1 protein-coding gene is annotated in these 785 nt (G+C 69.7%); it reads right to left on the minus strand.

Going from position 1 to position 785, the window contains the following annotated elements; genetic code table 11:
- On the minus strand, positions 1 to 576 hold a 576-nt coding region (locus tag K789_RS0107495), incomplete at its 3' end, for a laccase domain-containing protein (RefSeq protein ID WP_024366222.1).
- Positions 577 to 785 lie beyond the last annotated feature (209 nt).

Genomic DNA, 785 nt, shown 5'->3' on the forward strand with positions numbered 1-785 from the left:
GGGGGTGCCGCGGGACGTGGTGCACCGGGCAGCGGGCACGCGGGCGGCGACGTCGTCGCGCATGTCCGCAGGAACCTCGTAGCATTTCCCGCAGACGGACGGGCCGATCCAGGCGCTGAGCGCTGATGCGCCCAGCCCCCGCATGCGCGCGACGGCCGCGGGGACCACTCCGGACGCGACGCCGGGGCGGCCGGCGTGCACGACGGCCAGGACGGGATCCGCCCTGCCGGACCTGTCCCCCACCAGGACGATCGGCACGCAGTCGGCCACCATCACGGCAAGGGGTTCCCCGAGGGACACCATGGCATCCGCAGTCGGGGCTTCAGCTGTCAAGGAATCAGCAGTGGCGGGACGGGCGGCGGCGCTGGCGGCCCCCACGGCGGCCACATTGTTGCCATGGACCTGGTTCATGTACTGGAAGCGCCGGCCGCCGAGTCCCAGTGCCGCTTCAACGTCCCGGCGCCGGCGGCCAACCTCCGCCGGATCGTCGCCGACATGGAGCGCCAGGTTGCCGGCAGCGGCGTCGGTGAAAGCCACCCAGACGCCGGGCCGGACTTCCGCCCGCCAGGAGAACACTAAAAACCCCACATCGTTGCCAAACTTGTTTGCAGAACTTCGATCCTACGAGAAAGCACCATGGCACTGCCATCCGGCAGTGCCATGGTGCTTCAGGACCTACTTGAGGAAGTCAGGGACATCCAGGTCATCGGAGTGGCGGCCGGACAGATCCGGCTCCACTACGGACGGCAGGTCGACGTCGAAGCCGGAGTCGGCCGGAACGGCGG

Source organism: Arthrobacter sp. TB 26 (assembly GCF_000427315.1).
Classification (GTDB): domain Bacteria; phylum Actinomycetota; class Actinomycetes; order Actinomycetales; family Micrococcaceae; genus Arthrobacter.